Source organism: Odoribacter splanchnicus DSM 20712 (assembly GCF_000190535.1).
Classification (GTDB): Bacteria; Bacteroidota; Bacteroidia; order Bacteroidales; family Marinifilaceae; genus Odoribacter; species Odoribacter splanchnicus.
In genome coordinates this window covers 1,196,041-1,212,829 of the sequence record NC_015160.1, presented here as the reverse complement: position 1 = coordinate 1,212,829, position 16,789 = coordinate 1,196,041, and the positions used below count along the sequence as shown (strand labels likewise).

Sequence of the window (16,789 nt, the reverse complement as noted above, 5' to 3'; positions counted from 1 at the left end):
GGTAAGTGGCCAACAATGAAATGAAAAAAGCAGCAATTTCAAATTGCTGCTTTTGTGATTCAGGCGGGATTCGAACCCACGACCTACGGCTTAGAAGGCCGTTGCTCTATCCAGCTGAGCTACTGAACCAACACTTTTACGGTTTGGCGGTGCAAATATACGCTTTAATATTTTTATTCCAAAAGAAATAATGTTTTTTTATTCGAAACTTCGGATGCTTTGTTGTTTATAAGCCGAATTAATTGGTTTATAAAGTCCGTCGATTTTATGGACTTTGAGCGACGAAGGAGCAACTTTAAGAACTAATTATAAGTCTGAACACGTTTCAGTGACTTTTCTGCACACTTTCATGGAAAGATTTATTTGCCGGAAAAAGAATGAAATTAAATCAGAACATCTTTTGATTTGTTTTTTTTAATCTTACCTTTGTTGAAAAGGAGTGAGTGAAGTTATGTAAAACACAGAATACGTGAATGTTTCATGCCTCTTGTTTGTAACTTATAATTAAATTTAACTTGACTGAAAGTTTTATTTTATGTTTGTTAGCTCTTAGTATTCATGTATATAGTTAAATTATGAGTAACGATCGTGTTTACTGTTGTAATAAAGAGGCAACCTGTAATAATTATGAACGGAGTGAGTTGGTCTTTTTTGAACAGGTGAAATTTGAGAAAGGTTTTGTATGGGAAAAATGGAAAACTTCGGGCATTTGCTGGATATTTTTATTAAGTGGTGAAGCTGGTGTGTCTATTGAAGACGAGGTGGTATTCGTTGAAGCCGGAGAGATGTTTTTGTTGCCTGCTTTGAAAGGTAAATTGAAAGCTTTTACTCCACTTGAATTTTTGTACTTTATTTCTGACCGTCCCACTGAATATTGCTTGAAAACAGTTTCGGAGCTTGGATGTTTGGAGGGGAGAGGGGAATTATTGGAAATCTTACCTTTAAACCAGCTGCTGAAAGGATTTGTGGAAATGTTGACCGTGTACCTGGAAGATGGGGTGGATTGCAGGTATTTGTTCGAAGAAAAACAGGAAGAACTATTTGTTTTGATGAAGTCTTGTTACTCTAAAGAACAATTGTCTTATTTTTTTTATACCCTTTCTTTGCACAAAGAGGGAGATTTGAAAAAATTGATCGAAGATAATTGTTTACATGTGAAGTCTGTGGCAGAATTGGCTCAGATCTGTGGTTATTCGGTCAGTAGTTTCAAACGGGCATTCAAAGAAATCTTCGATGAACCGATATACCAATGGATATTGGGCAAAAAGGCCGATCGGCTTAAAGAACGTTTGAGTGGAGAGGAGGTAAACCTCAAAGAGATTATTTATGAATTTGGTTTTTCTTCACCGGCTCACTTTACAAAATTCTGTAAAAAATGGTTGGGAATGACCCCGACAAAATTTATAGAAGAACAAAAAATGACGGGAGAACACATTGATCTATAAGTTGAAAATGGGAAGTGATACTGTTTGTTATATCAAATCTGATCTGAAGAATAAATTCTCTTATTTTAAGTTTGAAAAAGATACTGTTTTTCAAAGAAATAAGGCAGATAAAAATAATAATCTGGTTTTTATTCTTCATGGAGAAATGGAAGTGATCTATGGAGATTTGTATCCCAGGCTTATTTCCGATGGAAACATGATCTTGCTGACTCCCCTTTCCCGATGTGTATGTAAAGCCGTATCGACGGTCGAACTCATTATTTTGGGGTTCGGCACTTTGAATCATAGTTGTGATAAATATATCTTTCAAAATCTGACTCCTTTTTTCTCTTTGATAAAATATGAATTCCGGGAATTGGAGATTCGTGAATCACTCGACCGTTTTCTGCAATTAATGCAGAATTATGAACAAAATCAGGTTCCTATGGCTGATTTGGCTTCAAGAAAAATTCAGGAATTGTTTATTATTTTGCATGCTTACTATACTTCGGATGAATTGGCTATGCTTTTTTATCCTCTATTGGGGAAAAATATGGAGTTCAAAAAACTGGTCGTCGACTATTATCTACATGTAAAGAGTGCCGGTGAATTTGCAGAACTATGTGGATATAGCCAGGGAGTGTTTCAAAAGAAATTTAAAGATGTTTTCGGCGAGACGGTTTATCAGTGGATGCAGCGACAGAAAGCCGAATATATTAAACACCGTCTGATGACCAGTGAGGTAAACCTAAAGGAATTGGCTGACGAACTTAACTTTGCCTCATCCGTACATTTGAATAAGTTTTGTAAAATTTGGTTCGGAATGACTCCTTCTGAAGTGAGACAAACCTTTATTCTGAAAAAAAATCTGCATTGAAATTGAATGTGTAAAAGATAATATTTTTTATATAAGTTAGAAATGGGACTGATCTCTTATATTTGTAACATCGGAAAGGGAGAACAGAGGATAAGATTACTGGTTTGATATCTTTCCTTTAGAATCCGCAAGGAGCGTCGCAATAGGAGATAATTCATACACTCATACATCCCTTATTTGTACATACACAACAACATGATTGTCGAACAGTAATCTTCCTTTTGTTCTTTTCTTTTTTATACTTCTTCGAATAAAGATCACAAATAGCGGAAAATTTATCTTTTGAATTATTAGAGAATACTTGACCGATAAGTATTTCGGATTGATACCCGAATATTGAAATAATCGGGAGACGAATAAAAATAAAACCTGACTTTACGTCAGGTTTTCAAAGTTGTCCAACCAAGATTCGAACTTGGACAAACAGGACCAGAATCTGTTGTGCTGCCATTACACCATTGGACAGTATTTTGACGGCACAAAACTACGTCTTTTTTTGTCTTCTCCCAAATAAATCTGAAAAAAATAGTGCCGAAAGACTGGCTTTCTGAGGGTGAGTCATACAAATCACTATATCGGTATAATAGAAGAGGCGGCCCGGTGAAATCGATCAAATAGCCATCCGAAATACCATTAGTAGGTAGTTTGCAATAATAATCCCTATTAATAGGGATTGTTGCCAATGGATTTGCCGTCTATTTTCGCACAATTATTTGATGTTTTTAGTGTTTGTTTTTTAAAACTTGTTTTAGGGTGCTAATTATTAATTAATTTGTGTGGGTTATGAAGTGTTTTTATATTTTGATCTATTTTATGGTTGGCAATATTCTTTTCTCTAACGGGCAGACGATTTCCGGGATCGTGAAGGATTCTTCTGATGACACGCCTGTTGCGGGAGTAAATATCGTAATGCCTTTTCTAAAGAAGGGGACGGGGACAAATGCACGGGGCGAATTCTTTTTTAAAAATGTTCCTGCCGGGGAATACGAACTTCATTTTTCGTTTGTGGGTATGAAAGATGTCATCAGGAAAGTGAAGGTTGAGGCAAACAAAGACCTGAAGCTGGAGGTTTATATGCAGATGGATATGAAATCCCTTGACCAGGTGGTCGTTGCAGCTAAAGGGGAGAGGAAAGAGATCCATGACGTGAAACGCCAGGGAACCCCGGTTGCCGTTATTGATGGGAAACAATTGGCAGGACGCGGGACTACGATCACGGAGGTGTTGAATCATCAGACAGGGGTAAAACTACGGCAAACAGGTGGTGTCGGTAACCAAACAAAAGTTAATATCCGGGGATTGGAAGGAAACCGGGTTCAGATCTATATGGACGGCTATGCCCTGAATACCCCGGATGGTAGTTTTTCCATTAATGATATTCCTTTGCAATTCATCGACCGTGTCGAGATATACAAGGGGATTGTTCCGCCTGAATTCGGGGGAGATGGGTTAGGAAGTGCGGTTAATGTGGTGACGATAGATGCCGAACACGGGTATTATGATTTGTCGTATAGCTACCAGTCTTACGGCGTGCATAATCCTACGGCTTGTATTTCTCATTATTTTGATAAAGCAAATATGGCTTTTACTCTTTTCGCGGGAGGGACCTTTGCCAGAAATGATTACACGATCACTTCTCCTTATGTCAATGATTTGAAAATCAAACGGGATCATGACCGGTTGAAAATGGGAGAATTCGGGGCGACGCTTAAGTTTCCGGATCATTACTTCGACAAGGCCGAATTGGAATTTGTCGGGTATTACAGTTATAAAGAAACCCAGGGTATACAAACGAATATCCGTCATGCCCGGACAAAAATCTGGACGGCCGGTGTAAACCCCAAGCTGGAGAAAAAACATTTTTTGTTCGGGAAGCTGGATTTGAAATTCAATGGGATGGTTACTTATACGCATACTGCTTTGATCGACACCTCGTCTTTCCTTTATGATTTTTATGGTGGCCGTGTTCCCAACACATATGGCGGAGAAGTGGGATATGTCCCGAATTTGTCGGATGACGGGATGATGGATTATCGTTATAACCTGAACTTGCAATATCATTTGATCCCGGACAGAATGCTGGTCAATATGAATAATGATTTCCGTTACGTGAGCAATGAAACCCGGGACACCGTTGCCGACCGGTTTCTGAAAAAGGATTATAGCGGTTTGAAATCGAATATATCGGGAATGATCAGTTCCGTCGCTTTACAGAACAAGTGGTTTCAAGGACGTTTGACATCGGTGCTGACGGGACGGCATTATTATTATCGTTTAGGAGGAAAAACAGTGAACCTGGCTTATCCGGGAGATGCCGTTCCGGCAGAGACGCATAAATCCGATCAGTATTGGGGGTATAGTCTTGCTTTGAAATACGATTTATCTTCTCATTGGCTGATGAAATTTGCTTTGGAACATAATTTCCGCCTTCCCCGTTACGAGGAGGCTTTGGGGGATCGTGTAACGACGCTGACAAGTACGGAGCTGAAAGCCGAACAAGCTAATAATTATAATCTGGGTATCATGTTCGACCGTTACTATAATGCAAATTCCCGTTTACAATTCGAGTCGAACGGGTATATCATGCAAGTGAAGAACATGATGTATCTGACCTCTGTTGTGGGGTATTCCAAATACCAGAATCTGGGCGAGGCTCTGTTGTACGGAGTGGACGGTGAAATCAAATGGGATATTGACCGTAACTGGTTTGTATCATTTAATGCTACCTGGCAGAAATCTTTGGATTATTCGAAATATATAGCGGGAACAAACACCGAGAGTGAGACCTATAAAATGCAATTGCCTCATATCCCGATTCTCTTTTTCAACTGGATGCTGGATTACCGGAAGGATAATCCCTTTGGTGGTAAAGGGCAGTATGCCAGGGCGTATTACGAGGGTGGTTACACGGATAAATATTATTATGGATATGAGCTTAGCCGCCATCAGGATTATAAGATACCTTCTGCTTGCCTGCACACGGTGGGGCTGGAGTACGGAATCATGAACCGGAAAGTTTTGTTTGGCGTGGAATGCCATAATCTGTTTGATACGGATGAGATGACTAATTTCAATTACCCGCTGGCGGGCCGGACGATCATGGCTAAAATTCGGTTTACAACCTTAAAATGGTAATGTGCCTGAGAATTTTAATTTGAAGTATATAAATAAAGTAAATCACAATGAAAAACAATTTCTTTATTCTGGGGGCTTTTCTGTGTACAGCCTTGTTTGTAACGTCATGTACGGATGACAACAAAGATGATGATGAAAATGAGGGTAAAGCATCGATTATCGTAGGTATTAACATGCAACCGCAGGCGGATATGGGATATATCGTACCTATACAGGATATGAAGGCCGGAACGATGTCTTTCGCAAATGCGGTTGAAACCAAAATTACTCCTTATCTGATGTCTTATCGTGATTGGGTATTCTACGTGCCTGGAACTTCGGAGGGTACGATTGTAAAATACTCCCGGCAAGATGATGGAACTTTGAAAGTGGAAGGACGTTTGGAAGTGGCGACGGCTGCTCCTATGTGTGCTTCTATCGCTTTCGTTTCGGCCACGAAAGCTTATGCATCCGCTCCGAACGATAACAAGATCATTATATTTAACCCGACGACCATGGTGAAAACAGGGGAAATTAATGTTGCCAGGCCTGAATACGGACTTGACGGAAGTAGTACTCCGAATCCGCTGGGGTTGATCCTGCGGGATGGGAAACTCTATGTCGGATGTGGAGAATTTGACCAGATGCCTATTTGTAAAAGTGGTGCGCATGTCCTGATCATTGATGAGGCTACCGATACGCCGGAAAAGATCATTCATGACACGAGACTTTCCGCGGCATCTATTTTTGATTGCGGTATGTTTATAGATGAAAAAGGGGATCTTTACGTGACTTGTTGGGGATCTTACGGTTATGTTCCGGATCAGAAATTCGGATTATTACGGATTAAAAAGGGGGCGACGGAATTTGATCCGGACTACTGTTTTAACATGACTGACATGAACGTGGAAGGAGTTCAAGGGGGCAAATTGCAGTATTCTATTTCTAACTTTTATGCCGGAAATGGAGAATTGTACGTCCTGGCTTATTGTCCGGCATTTGCCAGTGCCAGTCCTGATTACATCAACGAGAAAACGAACTACTGTTTGAAAGCCGATTTATATCATTGTACGATGAAAGCGTTGAATCTTCCTCGCACGAATGGATATAGTTGTGCTATAAATAAATACGGGGATGACATCCTTTTTGGTTTGGCAACGGAACAAAATGGAACGGGAATTTTCACCTATAATCGTAAAACAGATCAATGTAGTTCTGCTCCGGTTGTGAAAACGCAGGGAACCCTTATGGACATACTTGTGTTTGAATAATAATCTGTACTTATCAAGTACCTGGGCTTTCCACTTTTCATGAACCGGAAAGCCCTCTTTTTTAGGTGATATTTGGGTGTGAAACAACAAGAATTTAGGATTGATTCATATAAATAGGGATATTCAGTAAATGTCCCTATAAAATACAATGGCATATGAAGATGCCCCAGTATAATCACTTCATATGTCATTTTTATTGTCATTTTTCTGTATTTTCCCATATACTCTTATAGGCAGGACATGACGTTCCGGAAGAAGTCTGACGACCTCTTCTGATTTTTTCGTTAAAATCATATCATGCTGCTTTCAGCGCTCTGTTCCTGACCTTATCTATCATCAGTATGGCATTTGCCGTATGTATTCCAAAGAAAATCCAAAGGATTTCCGTCTTTCTGTTCCGTGCCTTTATCCTTGAGAGTGAGTAATGTTGCTTTTGAGTGCCGAAGCTGCCTTCAAGCCTGGTGGCCCTTTCTTTGGAGAGTTCACTTCTGAGAACCTTTCTCAAGGATTCATCCCTGGCCGCCCTTCCCTTGCGTACAAAGGATGTTGATATTCCATATTTTGTACAGAACTTTCTGTTGGCATTATTGGCATATATGGAATCGGCAGCCACGCATCTTACCCTCACATTCATGAGCTTCTGCTGCATGCGGATACAGTCCTTCAGGCGTATACCTTCGTTGAAAGCCTTGAACGAGAGGTGTTCGATGAACGATATGCCGTCTATCTGTATGTTGTTGACCTTCGCACCGAACTCGACGGACTTTGTTTCCTTGCCTCTTACAATGGGACGTACATAATGACGGTCAATGCTGACGATGCGGTCCCTGACCTTCTTCCCTACAAACATTTCCTTTTCCTGTACAAGAACCTTTCTGATGATGGAAAGACGTTTCTGGTAATCCTGGGTATAGCGGAGTAAGGTTCCGTACTCTCGATGAATCTCATCCCTCTGTATGAGGAGCTTTTCAAGAAGCCTGATCATACGACGCTTGAGCATTTTTGTCCTCGAAGCCTTCCTTTTTCTTTTCTTGCAGTAGGACAGATAGGACTCCGCTACATTCCTGTATTTGTTGCGGGGACGTCTTATGCCAAGCTCCACACAATGCCTGCAGATATATCTATAGAGCCATTCAAGGCTTTCCCAAAGGAGTTTCATGTCAGTAGGATAACGCATATGGCTTTCATTGCATGTGGCATCGGCCATACAGACGTGAAGGCTGTCAAGATAGGGTTTCCAGTGTGAAGCCAGCACTTCCTGGAGGGAATCAACATCAAGACGGGACGCTATCTCATTACGGATAGCACTGACTATCTTGTAGTTGGTTATGGGAAAGGACGGATTTATCATAATCCCGCAGAACATCTGGTAGTGTATGTTCCCGTTCAGATGTTCCACCAGCTGCCTGTCAGAGAATCCGGTGTATGCCTTCAGGACCATAAGGGCAATCTTTGCGCAGGGACTGAATATATTCCTGCGCCCCAGATGCTGGTCCGACAAGCCCACAGTCTTTGCTATATGCTCAAATGGAAATACCGAATGAAGCCTGCCAAGCTCACTCTCATGAAAACTTTTGCGGTATCTTTCCAGAATATCAAATTCTGTAAACCCCAAAGTAGGGTGAATTTCTGAAATATTTTGTACTTTTGCCATATCTTTGTTGGAAAATTTCCCCCGTTTTGGCTTCCAAACCTTATTTGCGGGGGAATACCTAAAGATACAAAAAAGCCAACTAATTCGCAATATTTTATGTATGAATTAGTTGGCTAATTTTATAGTATTTACTGAATGTCCCTAAATAAAAAAACCTGATGTGAAATCAGGTTTTCGAAGTTGTCCAACCAAGATTCGAACTTGGACAAACAGGACCAGAATCTGTTGTGCTGCCATTACACCATTGGACAGTGTTGTTTTTTATGACGGCACAAAAGTAATACTTTATTTAAATATCACAAAGAAAAACTGGTATATTTTATGATTTTTTGTGAGCATACTGAGATCGTCGGATAGTTCGTGTGATTTGATATGTGACTGAATATCATTGATTATCGAACGGATAAATTCGCGGGGGTGTAGTTCCTGATTTTGAGTCACTATCTCCAAAAGACGTTCCCGGGTATAAAATTCGTTCTTTTCATTTTCTGCATCCGTAACGCCGTCGGTATATAGTAATATACCCGAGCCGCTCACGAATCGGTAGGTGTACTCCTGATAATTATGATTTTTTAGGATACCTAAAGGAAGATCGGATTGCATTTCAAAGAAAGCTACTGTCCGATCCGGACTTGTCAGTACCGGAGGAGTGTGACCTGCATTGCAATATTTCATTACTCCGGTTCGGAGATCCAGCATTCCGATGAAGAAGGTCACAAACATATCGGCTTCATTCCTTTCAGCAATACTATTATTTAACGAATAAGCAATCTGTGACGGAGAATTGCTGCCTGAGGAAAGCGTACGTAGCAGACTGATGGTAGAGGCCATCAGAAGCGAAGCAGGAATCCCTTTTCCCGATACATCGCCGATAGCAAAAAAGAGGGTGTTCTCATGGATAAAGAAGTCGTATAAATCACCACCGACTTGACGGGCCGGATAGAGTACTGCATAAAGGTCTATTTCATGACCGGGAAAAGGAGGAAAATTTTTGGGAAGCATACTCATTTGAATATCATGTGCTATGCGTAGCTCACTTTCTATTTTCTCTTTAGCTGCTATAGTCGTTTCCAGGTTTTTCATATATTTTGAAAGCTTTTCCTGCATTTCACTGAAAGCATTATAAAGATCCAGCATTTCATCTTGGGTGTGGATGACCGGTAGAGTTATGTTGAAATTTCCCTCCGCAATGGAATGCGTGGAAGCTGCGAATATTTTTAAAGGTCTCGTAATTTTACGAACGGTTGTAGTACAGATAATCACCAGGAGAGCCAGAAATAATACCGAAGAAAGAATGATGATCCAAGTGAATCGGTGTAATTTGTCGAAAATATGAGAATAAGGAAACAAGGTAGCCATATTCCACTCTGTGCCGAGGATGGGAGTAAAATAGATGTAATATTTTACATGATTGTTGACAAATACTCATTTCCCTTTTTGCCCCTGCATCATGAGATGCGCCAACTTTGAAGCATTGGTGTCCTGAAGGATTTCCGCTTCATGAAGGATATCTTTATCCAGATCCGTGAAAAAGTCGTTTCCCGGATGAAGTATATACCTTCCTTCCCGATTGACTATAATGCTATAACTGTCTTCATAGGGTTTGACCGAGTCGATCAGCTCGGTCAGCCAATTCAAAGAGAGGTCGACCGAAAAAATACCGATTACATTATTTTTGGGGTCCCGGAGCGGTACCGAATAGGTGGAGGTCAGGATATCGTTGGACGAAAGCTCGTGGTAAGGACGACTCCAGCGGGAGACATTCCTTTCTTTTGAGATCCGGTACCAATTTTTTTGATAGTAATCGTATTTCGGGTCGATTTGTGTGGTGACGACACTATCGCCACTCATGTATGAATAAGGAGCGAAATAATACCCTTTATCCGGAAAATAATAGGGTTCGAAAGCTATAGCACATCCGAAGATCTCATAATTGTTCAAAACGACCTGCCGGGTAATCGCATAAATCGAATCGGCATGAGTAACATAGGAAGGGATAATCCAGCTGAGATTTTCAGGGATCTTTTCTATCGTCCTCAATAAACGAGTCACTTTAAGATTGATTTTTTCCGCCGATTCGTCGATTTTCAGGTAAGCTTGGTGCTCGATCGCCCTGGAGGAATAGTGATAGAACAAGCAAAAACCGATTCCCCATAATAGAAATGCCGACGAAATAAGGTATATATTGAGTTTCGCTGCAAAGGAATGGTTGATCTGTTTAAACATATTTACCTTTCTTTTGCCTGCAAATATAATTATAATCATAACAAAAGCTGCCCGGAACAGAGCAGCTTTTGTTATTTAATTATTGTTTTTTAGACTTCTTTTAATGCTAAAAGAAATTTTATTATTTCGTGGCATTCTCCAAACGTTTCATCATCATAAAGATGAATAATGCAGAGATCAGACACAAAACGATGAGGATAGACCATAATGCCCATAATGGCATGTGACCCCAAAGCATACCGATGATAGAAACCAGATAGTTACCGACTGCAGTTGCTCCGAACCATAAACCCATCATCAAACCTTTGTATTTTGGAGGGGCTACTTTCGATACGAATGAAATACCCATAGGTGAAAGAAACAATTCGGCAAAGGTTAATACCAGGTAGGTATTGATCAAAACAGAAGGAGATACGAGTAAATCATTAGCTACAACAATCGCTCCGTCAGGATTGGGAGTGGGAAGTCCCATAGAAGACAGAGCCATCACGGTAAATCCTAAAGCTGCGATAAACATACCGATACCGATTTTACGGGGTGCCGAAGGTTCGCTGCCTCGCTTGGCCAAAGCTCCGAATACAGCAAGAGATACAGGGGTCAGAGCAACAACGAAGAACGGATTGAAGTGCTGGAACATCTGAGGAAGAACTTCAATGAAAGAACCCGGTGCTAACGACAGATATTTGTAGACTAATATGCTGACAGAAATAACTGCGACAACTGCCGATATCAGTTTGGATTTAGCTTCTTTGGACTGGAACAGAGAGAACAAACTATAAATCAAAGTAATCACGAATACCAGGTTGAAAACATTAAAGCTCATACCTATAGCGCCATCGGCGGTTCTGGCTGTATAATCACGGGCAAAGAAAGTAAGGGTAAGGCCGTTTTGGTGGAAAGCCATCCAGAAGAAGATCACTACGGCGAATACCAGTACGAGAGCGGTAATGCGGGATCTGGTTTGTTCCGGAGTTAATTCGACAATATTTTCTTGTTTTCCGCTTGCTGCAGCTTGTTTGGTATTGATATCTGCATGTTTGAAGGTACTCTTGAATACCTGATAGATCAACATAGATACAATCAGAGATATACAAGCCACTGCGAAACCATAGTGGTAAGAAAGTGATAATTCATCGATGTATTTATGAGCGAATGTTGCCAGATCTCCGTTGAATGCGGAAGCTTGTGACTGTGCGAAATGAGTCAGGGTGTCCAGGGAATTAGCTGCCATTTGCTGGCCTTTTTCCAGATATTCGTGGCAAAGTGCAGGTATATCACCTTGGTATTTAAGGCCTGCTTTCGCCATGAAATTTTCTGTGATTTTTGAAGCGGCTGTCGGAGCAAAAAGAGCACCGATATTGATCGCCATATAAAATAAACTGAATGCTGTGTCCCGTTTGTCTGAATATTTAGGATCGTCGTAAAGGTTTCCTACCATTACCTGGAGATTACCTTTGAATAATCCGGTACCTAATGCGATCAGGAAAAGAGCCCCGAACATAGCGGCAACTCCAAAAGCATCCCCTCCGGTAGGAATAGCAAGACAGGTATAACCGGCAAACATGACGATGATACCTGCTGTTACCATTTTACCATAACCGAATTTATCGGCCAGGATACCCCCTAAGATGGGTAAAAAATAAACTAAGGCTAAGAAACCCGCAAAAATGTTTGATGTAGCTGCTGAACTGAAGCCAAATTTTGCTTGCAGGAAAAGTGTAAAGATAGCAAGCATCGTGTAATACCCGAAACGTTCTCCTGTGTTTGCAAGAGCCAGGGCATACAATCCTTTAGGTTGGTTTTGAAACATAATATTATAAATTAAATTAGTAGGTTAAAAGCAAAAGTCCCCGGGGCAATGAATGCTTAGAGGACTTTGTTGTTTTAGAGCGTTGTTATTATTTTGTGACTCTTTCAAGCCATTTAACCATACCCAACATGACTCCCATGGACACGAGACATACAATAAAGAATACTGTCCAGCATTGCCAGATCGGCCATGCATTATACATGAGCGGGCCAATCCAAAGCAACAGGTTACCAAGAGCCGTAGCCGCCAACCACAGACCCTGACACAGACCTAGCATACTTTTAGGTGCTACTTTCGATACGAAAGACAGTCCCAGCGGAGAGATAAACAATTCAGCAACCGTCAGGAAGAAATAGGTTGCAATCAAAACCCACCAATGAGCTTTGTTTGCCATTTGTTCTGCAATGGGTAATAATTTGAAGTCGTTTGCGGAGGGATAACCCTTTATCAGAGAAAAAACGGCAAGGAACAAGAATGCCGTTCCTGCAATGAACATACCGATTGCAATTTTGCGGGGAGTTGAAATTTCTTTACCGCGTTTTGCTAATCCTCCGAAAATGGCCATGATGACAGGTGTCAGCGCAATTACGAAGAACGGATTGATTGCTTGCCATACTTCTGGTGCAACGGCCGACGAATCTACGAAATCACGGGCAAAGAATGATAAGGACATACCATTCTGGTGAAACGAGAACCAGAAAAAGATAACGATACCCAATACAGCGAACAGCGCATACATTCTTTGTTTGATTTCTTTCGCCATAGCAGCTTTTTCTTCTGGTGTGTAACTTACATTTTGAGCTGCAATTTTCTTTGCAGGAGTAGGAAATGTTTTTTGAGAGACGAAGAAAATAATGAGAGAAATCAGCATCGCGGCAACAGATGCAATGAATGAATAGTGGATACCTTCATTGAAAATCTGTAAATATTGAGCGCAAGAAACGGTCAAGTCAACAATGGAACCTCCGGCTGAAGTTATTAATTGTTGCAAGTTCGCCAATGCTTCGGGAGCCATGGCAGCGGCGTTGTTGATATATTCATGGCAAAGTGCCGGAAGTTGTGCATTGTAAGTGAAACCGTTTACACCCAACCACCACTGGCGTAATACCGGTGCAATGAATGGAGCGATCAATCCACCCACATTAATAAATACATAAAAAATCTGGAATCCGGAGTCCCGTTTGTCTTTTGCGATTTTGAGAGCCTCCGGGCCTTTCTTGGCAGCTTCGGCTTCGAAATTATCATACATCTGGCCGACAATTGCCTGCAGATTTCCTTTGAACAAACCGTTTCCGAATGCAATCAGGAAAAGTGCAAAACAGGTAAGGGTCAGCAACCAGGTGGTGTTGGCTGCCGTAGCAAGAATTGGAATGGAAAGAATAATGTATCCGGTGGCCATTACAACAAGACCTGTTTTAATAGTTCCTTTGTAATTTTGAGTGCGGTCAGCAATCAGACCTCCGACAAGACTTAAAATATATATGCCAGCATAAAAGAATGAGTAAATAGTACCACTGGCGGCTTCGCTTAAACCAAATTTAGAACACAGGAACAACACCAATACGGCATTCATGATATAGTAGCCGAAGCGTTCTCCCATATTACTCAGAGCTGCAGTAAGCAACCCCTTAGGATGATTTTTAGACATAGATAATGTATTTAAGTTAATATTAATCCACTTCGGTCGCAAATGTAAGAATATTTCCGTATTTTTCGTCTTTAAAACGATTGAGTTAATGTTATGGAAAAGTTAAATAAAGTTTTTCGAACGGCTCAGCTGGCTGCGATTGATAAATATACAATTGAGCATGAGCCGGTAAGCTCTTTGGATTTGATGGAACGGGCTGCCGGGATTTGGACAGATCGTTTTTTGAAAATTTTCACTGAAGTTGCAGGAGTGGTCGTGATTGCCGGGAATGGGAATAATGGTGGCGATGGATATGCGATTGCCAGATTATTGAATCGGCGGGGAGTGCCGGTCAGAGTATTCCGGATTGCCGGGACCCAGGATAGAAGCCCCGATTGTGAGGCGAATTATCGGCGTTGGTTGACCAGGGGAAAGGTGGAAGAATTAAAGCAGGCCGATGATTTGGTGTTACAGAAGGGAGAAATCGTGATCGATGCTATTTTCGGATCGGGGCTGAATCGTCCGGTAACCGGTTTGGCAGCCCGGATTATCAAGCAAATGAATGCTTCTGTTAACCGGGTGGTGGCTGTCGATATTCCTTCCGGGTTGGCAGGGGAGGATAATACCTGGAACGATCCCGAAACCATTGTTTGTGCAGAGTATACCTTCACTTTTCAGTTCCCGAAGTTAGCCTTTATGCTGGCGGAGAATGAAAAATATGTCGGCCGGTGGGAAGTGCTGGATATCGGCTTACATCCTGAAATCATCGCTCGGCAACCGACCGATTGGTTTTATACGACAGAAGATACGGTAAAAGCGATTTTACCTCCTTCGCCGGTTTTTGCTCATAAAGGTACTAATGGGAAAGGACTGTTGATCGCTGGCAGTTATGGGATGATGGGGGCGGCTGTTTTGGGGGCTAAAGCGGCTGTACGCTCGGGTATCGGTTTGTTGTACTGTCATATTCCGGGTAAAGGAATCGAGGTGATACAGACGACTGTGCCGGAAGCGATTCCTGATCCGGATGAATCGGCCGAACGGTTTTCTGCTGTCTGTAAACTGAGAGATTACGATGCGATTGCTGTCGGACCTGCTATAGGGCAAGGACCGGAGACTGTCGGTGGATTGGAAAAATTATTACGTACCTGGAGAGGGACGACGATTCTGGATGCAGATGCGCTGAATATTATAGCGGAACACCGGGAGTTATTGGATTTACTCCATGAAGGCTGTATTCTTACTCCGCATATGAAAGAATTTGAAAGATTAGCAGGAAAAAGTGTAAATGATTTTGAGAGATTAAATAAATTAAGCATTTTTGCAAATCAATATCGGGTGCATATCGTGTTGAAAGGAGCTCATTCCGTTATCGCTACTCCGGATCGCCGGCTTTTCTTCAATATGAGTGGTAATCCGGGAATGGCTAAAGGCGGGGCGGGGGATGTTTTAACAGGAGTGCTGCTGGCTTTGGCTGCCAATAAATTGAATTTGTTGGATTTGCTCCGGATAGGAGTTTTTGCCCATGGGCTGGCCGGTGATTGTGTCGCGGAAAAAGAAGGCCGGAGAGGATGTTGTGCCGGAATGATAGCCGAGAGAATGGGAGAGGCCTGGAAAAGATTAGAAAAATAATAACAATTACTATGAAAAGAGTTTTTATTGTATCGTTAATGTTGGTGGTTTGTCTGGCTGCCGCAGCTCAAAAAAAGAAAGAACTGACTACGTTAGTGAACGTAAATTATACTTTACCTAAAGTAGCCTATGAAGTAGAGGTCATCTTGGAATGCGAACGTTTTGTTCCCGGACCCTATCAGAATTATGCCGAGAAAGAATTGGGAATCCGTCCTGAAGCGACACAAGTCTCCGAAAAATGGGCCATAAAAAAAATAAATGTTCTTCCACAGTATATTCCGGATGAAAAGGCGGTGTATTCTGTTTCTGCCAACGGGGATTATTGGCCGGTGACACTGAGCCTTAGTGCTGAAGGTTTTCTGGCAGGTATCGCTGCCGGTAAAGGGGAAGTTTTCAATGAAAAAAAAGAGATGAAGTATATCGCCGAGGCCTTGGGGGACGAAGAGAGGATCGATATCATGAAACTGAATACTTATAATCAGCTGAAAGAAGTGTTGGATACCAATTATACTTATCAGGAGGTGGACGGTGAGATGAAGAGAATTTGGGATCCGATCGTACATTATGCTGTTAAGACCGATGTTGACAATGTAAAAGAAGCAGTAAGTGAGATTTTCCGGATTCGCTCGGAAAGAGTAAAATTATTGGGAGCTGAAAATAATGTTCCTGATGGAAAATCTTTAGAGATCATATTGAAAGAATTCGATCGGATGGAAAAAAACTACCTGAGTCTTTTCTTAGGTAAAAGAGAAACTGTCAAGGTAAAACGGGTATTCCAGTGTATTCCGGAAAAGGCTAACGAACCGGTTGTCGCTTTCCGGTTTTCTGAACAAAACGGAGTGACAGATACGAAAAATGTTGCCGCTCAGGCTTATTTTCTGAAGATTGAAGAGGCTGTGGTTCCGGCTTCGTCACCGGTGAGTGGAGGAGGTGAAGCGGCTGCTGTTTATTATAGGGTACCTGCTACAGCTACGTTGAAGTTACTGAAAGGGAAAGAAGAAATAATGAGTTATCCTGCTATTGTTCCTCAATTGGGAGAAATTAAGAAATTTCCTGTGGATGTGATTAGTAGCGAAGGGTTGATGCTGGAATTTTATCCGCAGTTCGGATCCTTGAAAAGTATTCGGAAAAAATAATCGCTGATACAGGCTATCTGT

Annotated in this window: 11 protein-coding genes and 3 tRNA genes; 6 read left to right on the top strand and 8 right to left on the bottom strand. The window is 41.5% G+C overall.

Annotated features, from left to right (window positions below; all coding sequences use genetic code 11):
• Positions 1-55: 55 nt before the first annotated feature.
• Positions 56-129: transfer RNA gene (locus tag ODOSP_RS05080), tRNA-Arg, on the bottom strand.
• Positions 130-575: 446 nt separating this feature from the next.
• Between ODOSP_RS05080 and ODOSP_RS18675 the strand changes: the two genes are divergently transcribed.
• Complete coding sequence (locus ODOSP_RS18675) at positions 576-1,445, top strand: AraC family transcriptional regulator (RefSeq protein ID WP_013611310.1); 870 nt, start codon at positions 576-578, stop codon at positions 1,443-1,445.
• Between the two features lie 7 nt (positions 1,446-1,452).
• Positions 1,453-2,301, top strand: coding sequence for a helix-turn-helix domain-containing protein (locus ODOSP_RS05070; RefSeq protein ID WP_013611309.1), 849 nt, complete (start codon positions 1,453-1,455; stop codon positions 2,299-2,301).
• A gap of 394 nt (positions 2,302-2,695) precedes the next feature.
• Here the strand turns inward: ODOSP_RS05070 and ODOSP_RS05065 are convergent.
• Positions 2,696-2,766, bottom strand: a tRNA-Gln gene (locus tag ODOSP_RS05065).
• Between the two features lie 318 nt (positions 2,767-3,084).
• On the opposite strand from ODOSP_RS05065, the gene ODOSP_RS05060 reads away from it, so the two are divergent.
• Positions 3,085-5,436, top strand: a complete 2,352-nt coding sequence (locus ODOSP_RS05060) for a TonB-dependent receptor (protein ID WP_013611308.1) — start codon at positions 3,085-3,087, stop codon at positions 5,434-5,436.
• 47 nt (positions 5,437-5,483) lie between these two features.
• Positions 5,484-6,686 carry a YncE family protein gene (locus ODOSP_RS05055; RefSeq protein WP_013611307.1) on the top strand — a complete coding sequence of 401 codons (1,203 nt, stop codon included), beginning with the start codon at positions 5,484-5,486 and terminating at the stop codon, positions 6,684-6,686.
• A 295-nt stretch (positions 6,687-6,981) separates the two neighbouring features.
• On the opposite strand, the gene ODOSP_RS05050 is transcribed toward ODOSP_RS05055, so the two are convergent.
• The 6 genes from ODOSP_RS05050 to ODOSP_RS05025 form a co-directional block, all read right to left on the bottom strand.
• Positions 6,982-8,340, bottom strand: a complete 1,359-nt coding sequence (locus tag ODOSP_RS05050) for a transposase (RefSeq protein ID WP_041556419.1) — start codon at positions 8,338-8,340, stop codon at positions 6,982-6,984.
• A 180-nt stretch (positions 8,341-8,520) separates the two neighbouring features.
• Positions 8,521-8,591: transfer RNA gene (locus tag ODOSP_RS05045), tRNA-Gln, on the bottom strand.
• Positions 8,592-8,625: 34 nt separating this feature from the next.
• The gene (locus ODOSP_RS05040; protein WP_049782819.1) at positions 8,626-9,699 is read right to left on the bottom strand and encodes a SpoIIE family protein phosphatase; all 1,074 of its coding nucleotides are present in this window, start codon (positions 9,697-9,699) and stop codon (positions 8,626-8,628) included.
• A 66-nt stretch (positions 9,700-9,765) separates the two neighbouring features.
• Complete coding sequence (locus ODOSP_RS05035; protein WP_041556417.1) at positions 9,766-10,566, bottom strand: PDC sensor domain-containing protein; 801 nt, start codon at positions 10,564-10,566, stop codon at positions 9,766-9,768.
• Positions 10,567-10,687: 121 nt separating this feature from the next.
• Positions 10,688-12,376: a peptide MFS transporter gene (locus ODOSP_RS05030; protein WP_013611305.1), complete on the bottom strand. Its 1,689-nt coding sequence runs from the start codon at positions 12,374-12,376 to the stop codon at positions 10,688-10,690.
• Between the two features lie 88 nt (positions 12,377-12,464).
• Positions 12,465-14,024 carry a peptide MFS transporter gene (locus tag ODOSP_RS05025; RefSeq protein WP_013611304.1) on the bottom strand — a complete coding sequence of 520 codons (1,560 nt, stop codon included), beginning with the start codon at positions 14,022-14,024 and terminating at the stop codon, positions 12,465-12,467.
• A gap of 93 nt (positions 14,025-14,117) precedes the next feature.
• Here ODOSP_RS05025 and ODOSP_RS05020 point away from each other — a divergent pair, with 93 nt between their 5' ends.
• Both ODOSP_RS05020 and ODOSP_RS05015 read left to right on the top strand, forming a co-directional pair.
• Positions 14,118-15,632 (top strand): bifunctional ADP-dependent NAD(P)H-hydrate dehydratase/NAD(P)H-hydrate epimerase, encoded by a 1,515-nt coding sequence (locus tag ODOSP_RS05020; protein WP_013611303.1) that lies wholly within the window; start codon positions 14,118-14,120, stop codon positions 15,630-15,632.
• Between the two features lie 11 nt (positions 15,633-15,643).
• The gene (locus tag ODOSP_RS05015; RefSeq protein WP_013611302.1) at positions 15,644-16,768 is read left to right on the top strand and encodes a DUF4831 family protein; all 1,125 of its coding nucleotides are present in this window, start codon (positions 15,644-15,646) and stop codon (positions 16,766-16,768) included.
• Positions 16,769-16,789: the final 21 nt, after the last annotated feature.